Below are 426 nucleotides of genomic sequence, written 5' to 3'. Positions count from 1 at the left end.
GAGCCTTTTCGTTCGGCTCGCCCGCTTCACCGGATCAGCTGCTGGTGCCGCTCATCAGGGCGAACCAGTCACCGTCCTGGTACTGCTTCTTCCAGGTGTCGATCTGCTCGGTGGTGATCTTGTACTTGTCGGCGATCTTCTCCTTCATCTCCTTGGGGTCGTCGGCTGCCATCACCGTGAGCACGATGCGGACCTTGTCCACCACGTTCAGCTCGGACTTGGGCTTGTCGGGCAGGTCGGAGAAGCCGAGGCAAGCCGTTCCGCCGGGCTTGCCGGGCTCGCCCGGCTGGCCGGGCTGCCCACCCTTGCCGCCCTCGCCGCCCTTGCCGCCCTCGCCGCCGGCGCCGCCCAGGGCGCAGTTCGTGGCCTGCAGGGCCGGGGCCGAGGCGCTGGTGGCCGCCGGGGTGTGGGACCTGTCTCTTATAC

At 68.3% G+C, this 426-nt stretch carries 1 pseudogene; it reads right to left on the bottom strand.

Going from position 1 to position 426, the window contains the following annotated elements:
- Nucleotides 1–34: 34 nt before the first annotated feature.
- A pseudogene (locus VR44_RS38170) lies at nucleotides 35–426 on the bottom strand (hypothetical protein); the annotation flags it as partial.

The sequence above is a fragment of the Streptomyces katrae genome, assembly GCF_000966975.1.
In the GTDB taxonomy this organism is placed as follows: Bacteria; Actinomycetota; Actinomycetes; order Streptomycetales; family Streptomycetaceae; genus Streptomyces; species Streptomyces katrae.
This window is presented reverse-complemented; position numbering and strand designations above follow the sequence as displayed.